This is a genomic window from Streptomyces albospinus, assembly GCF_014648695.1.
In the GTDB taxonomy this organism is placed as follows: domain Bacteria; phylum Actinomycetota; class Actinomycetes; order Streptomycetales; family Streptomycetaceae; genus Streptomyces; species Streptomyces albospinus.
This window is the reverse complement of sequence record NZ_BMRP01000114.1, coordinates 1-4,086: the sequence shown is the minus strand read 5'-3', so window position 1 is coordinate 4,086 and position 4,086 is coordinate 1. Positions and strand designations below refer to the sequence as shown.

3 protein-coding genes are annotated in these 4,086 nt (G+C 69.4%); 1 reads left to right on the top strand and 2 read right to left on the bottom strand.

Going from position 1 to position 4,086, the window contains the following annotated elements:
- Window positions 1-97 precede the first annotated feature (97 nt).
- A complete protein-coding gene (locus tag IEZ17_RS41365) occupies window positions 98-445 on the top strand; it encodes an SH3 domain-containing protein (RefSeq protein WP_189308794.1) in 348 nt (115 codons plus the stop codon).
- A 389-nt stretch (window positions 446-834) separates the two neighbouring features.
- Here IEZ17_RS41365 and IEZ17_RS41360 read toward each other — a convergent pair whose 3' ends face one another.
- Window positions 835-1,062, bottom strand: coding sequence for a hypothetical protein (locus tag IEZ17_RS41360; RefSeq protein ID WP_189308793.1), 228 nt, complete (start codon window positions 1,060-1,062; stop codon window positions 835-837).
- Between the two features lie 1,054 nt (window positions 1,063-2,116).
- Window positions 2,117-3,589 (bottom strand): MFS transporter, encoded by a 1,473-nt coding sequence (locus IEZ17_RS41355; protein WP_229853134.1) that lies wholly within the window; start codon window positions 3,587-3,589, stop codon window positions 2,117-2,119.
- Between the last annotated feature and the right edge of the window lie 497 nt (window positions 3,590-4,086).

Here is a 4,086-nt window from a genome sequence, read left to right as displayed (position 1 = left end):
ACGCATGCCGAAGCCAAAAGACACGCCGCACTGCAATCAACCTGACCAAGCCCTACTAGCGTGCACCGGGAATTGACCATGCGATATTCCGGTAATCATGAGTATCGCTTCCGGCCATGGAGGCCTAGTGCGTAAACTCGCTTCAAAGCTGACACTGGTTGGCCTGTCCGTTGCTTTCCTCGGAGGAACGCTCCTGTCCTCGCAGGCGCAGGCGGCCCAAGCCGCGGCAGGGGTGCCCGGGCGCTTCATCGCAGACGCCGACATCCTGGCAGCCCCCGACGGAGCGCTCGTGGGCAAAGGCCACAACGGCCAGCCAGTGACAATCAACTGCCAAACAGCTGACGGCAACTGGTGGAACCTCAACGCCCCCGAAGCTGCCGGCTGGGTATGGCAGCCGAACCAGGTATTGCGCGAATGGGGGACCCCCAACCCCCCGGTCTGCTGACCTATCCCCGGCTCGAACAACCCATCAGGCTCCCCGCCGGTCGCAGGCTGGCGGGGAGCCCCACACGTCGGTGAGCTACTCGCCCACATCTCCCGGTGGACTCGCCCGTGGGCTCGACGACCGTACCCCTTCGGTGAACCTGCAGACGGTATGCGGCGGAACGACGCACCTGCATTCGTGGGCGAGCGGGGACATCTCCCATGCACTTCCACAGCGAGCAGAAAGCGGTTGAGGGGACCCAGCGACCGCGGGACGCCCCGCAGAATCCATGCGCCGAGGCGTACCGGCACAAGCCACAGCCCGGCTCAAAGAAGACACCGCCCCCTCGACAGCCATCGCCCGTCCGGCGCCGCGCGGTCCCAGTCCCCGTCGGCCACCTCGGCGGGGCATCACCGGTCAGTGAGTAGGTTGAACAGCGATCGGGGATTGCTGGCCGTGAAGTTGTCCGACCCCATGGCCGGGGGGTTGTCCGACCCCATGGCCGGGGGGTTGCCTGTCCGCAGGCCTGCGACGCCGGATCCGACGCTCGGTTCGCCGTCGGCGGCGGCAGCACCTGCCGTGCCGAGAGCGGCGATGGCGGTAATGGCGGCGGTCGCAACAATGCTGCGGATACGCATGTGATTCCTTCCTGGGGGTGTTATGGGGAGAGTGAGCGCCGGCGTGATCACGGAACCCGGAGCACATGATCGCGCCGCGCTTGGATCCCAACAGCCCAGCAATTGCCCGGACTGCATGCGCACGTGACTGACTGGCACACCTGTCGACTCGACTCGGCGGTCAGTCGCGGAGAAGGTGGCCGAAGCCGCTCGGCGTGGGCGAGCGGCTTGGGCGCCCTCCCACGGCAGGGAGGACGCCCGGGACCACGTTGGGGTCAGCGGCCGTGGCGGTCGTGGTGGTTGCGACCCCACTCGTCACGGTCGTGGTGGTGCCAACCGTGGTGGTGGTACCGGCCCTCGTGGCCGCGATGCCGGCCCCCGTGACCGTGGTACCGGCCCTCGTGGCCGCCGTGCCAGCCTCCGTGATGGCGGTGCCAGCCCCCGCCAGGATGTGATCCAGCCACAGTCGCCGCGGCTGGTACGGCGGCCTCGGCGACTCCGGAACCGCCCAGCATCACGGCAACCGCCACGCCCAGCGTGGCGGCAAAACGGGAAACACGCATAGCGAACTCCTGTCACAGCAGGCACCCCAGGCACCTGCCCGAATCGGACACCGCAACCATGGCCCCGACGCGCGCCGAAAAAGCCGCACCGCGCCCAAACAGACACCCGATGTAATGGAACAGGGCAACCTCTGGAACCGGACCCGCCCCGATCCCCTACAGCCCCACGCACAGGGCGCACAGGGCGCACAGCACGCATCAAGCCTGCGGAAGACACGGCCTGGAACACAGCCACGGAATCCACCCGAGGCTGTTGGGCTGCCCTGCAACTCATCACGACCGCGGCAGGACTACCGCGGCGACCTGTGAGGAGTGGCATACCACCGCGGTTGCCGGATCTCGCCAGGGCCTGGGTTGAGGGTTGGGCCGTCTCTCGGGGACGCCCCGCCGGTGGAGGAACGCTGGGGCCTGAGAGTCGTTGTCGGGCTCCTGGAGCACCGGGCAGAGGTTGGGCAGTCGAGTACACCGAGTGCCGGCGCAGCGCCATGGTGATGGCCGCGGCCCGCTGGTCTTCATGAGGCTGTCGGGCCGGCGGGTGCCCACTGGGGCCGTGGTCGTGGCAGCCGGGTCGCCACCGCTGCGGAGACCAGTGCACAGCAGGCCGCGACGCCGAAGGCCAGCGCATTGCCGTGGGCCAGGGCATCGGCGCCTGTCGCGCCGCCCGCGGCCGGGTGTGACCGCGCGTACGAGTCCGCTCCGGCGGCGGCCAGGGTGCTCAGGACGGCGAGCCCGACGGCACCGCTGACCTGACGCGTGGTGTTGAGGATGCCCGCGGCGACTCCGGCAAGGGACGGCGGGACGCCGCTGGTGGCACACGCGGTTATCGGGGTGAAGGCGGAACCGGCGCCGAGCCCGAAGGCGATGCCCGGCAGGCCGACGGTCAGCGTGTACGGGCCGTGCCCGCCGAGCGTCAGCGCCAGCGCGCCGAAGCCGGCTGCGGCCAGCGTCAGTCCGCCGATGGCCACGGCGCGGGCCCCGAACCGGGGGATGAGCCGCCCGGTCAGCAAGCTGGAGACCATCAGCGCGACTGCGGTGGGCAGAAAGCCCAGGCCCGCACGGAGAGGGCTGTAGTGGTGGACGTTTTGCAGATGCAGGGAGATGAGGACCGGGCTGGCGAAGAAGGCCAGGCCGAGAAGGAACATGGTGGCGTTGGCGACTTGGATCGGGCGCCTGCGGACCACCGCCGGTGAGACGAGGGGCTGCTTCGCCCAGTGTGCCTGGTGCACGGCGAAGAGGGCGAGCGCGGTGGCTCCGGCGGTGACGGGGCCCCAGACACGGGGCGTGGCCCAGCCGAAGGCGGTGGACTCCATCAGCCCGTACAGCGCGGCGGCCAGTCCGGCGGTGACCAGTATGGCGCCGGGTAGGTCGAGTCGTTGCCGGGGCGCGGCTTCGCCGTGCTCGCGCCGCTGCTCTTCTGCTGGTACATCTCGCCGTACGTCGAACAGGACGCGCCAGGCGGTGGTGGCTGCGACCGCCCCGAACGGCAGGTTGATCAGGAACACCCAGCGCCAGTTCAGGAGTTGGGTGAGTACTCCGCCCAGTACGGTCCCGGAGGCTGCGCCCACCGCGCCGACTGCGCTCCACACTGCCAGGGCTCTGGCTCTGCGGGAGCCTTCCGGAAAGGTCTGGGTGATCACGGACAGGGTGGTGGGCATCAACAGTGCTCCGCCGAGCCCTTGGACGGCGCGTGCGGTGAGCAGCGGACCGGTCTCGGTGGCGAGGCCGCCGACGGCGCTGGCCAGGGTGAACAGGGCGATGCCGGCCAGAAGGGTGCGGCGTCGTCCGTACAGGTCGCCGCAGCGCCCGCCGATCAGCAGAAAGCCGGCGAAGGCGAGGGTGTAGGCGTTGACGACCCAGGGCAGAGCGGTGGGTCCGATGCCCAGGTCGGCGCGGAGGGAGGGCAGGGCGACGGAGACGATCGTGGCGTCCAGGACGATCAGGAACATCACCGTGCAGGCCAGTGCGAGCAGTGCACCGTTGCGCACCGGGCGAACCGGTGGAACGGGTCCGGTCGGTCGGGCGGGTTGGGCCGACCGCGGCGGTCGGAACGGCCGAAGTGTGCAGCGTAATCGTGGAGTTCGGCGTGTGTGGGCGGGTGCGGCCCGAGGCGCGGTCTTGGATTGTGGTGTGGGTATGGGCTGTGGTGCGGGTATGGGTCGTCGTGCGGGCATGGCGGATCCTTCCGGATTGCGGAGGAACGGGACGGCGTGCAGCCGGCCCGGGAGCACGGGGTGGTGCGAACCGGGACAGTGGCCTCGGAGCGGCGCAGCCCCGGGCACCGGAGCCCGGGGCAGAGCGGAACCGGGGCAGCGCAGCCCGGAGCGGCGTGGTGATGCGCCGAAGGCCCCAGCAGGCCAGGGCAACAGGTTAGGGCAACCTTAGTTATTTGTGAAACACATTCATTAAATGGGTGGCAGCGCCTCACTAGTAGCGCGTCGCTGCTTAGTTGTGGCATGACTGGTTGGGAGACTGGCGTCTGACA

Excerpts from the sequence above, each read along its gene's own strand:
- IEZ17_RS41365 (WP_189308794.1), top strand. The coding sequence starts at position 98 with ATGAGTATCGCTTCCGGCCATGGAGGCCTAGTGCGTAAACTCGCTTCA.
- IEZ17_RS41360 (WP_189308793.1), bottom strand. The coding sequence starts at position 1,062 with ATGCGTATCCGCAGCATTGTTGCGACCGCCGCCATTACCGCCATCGCC.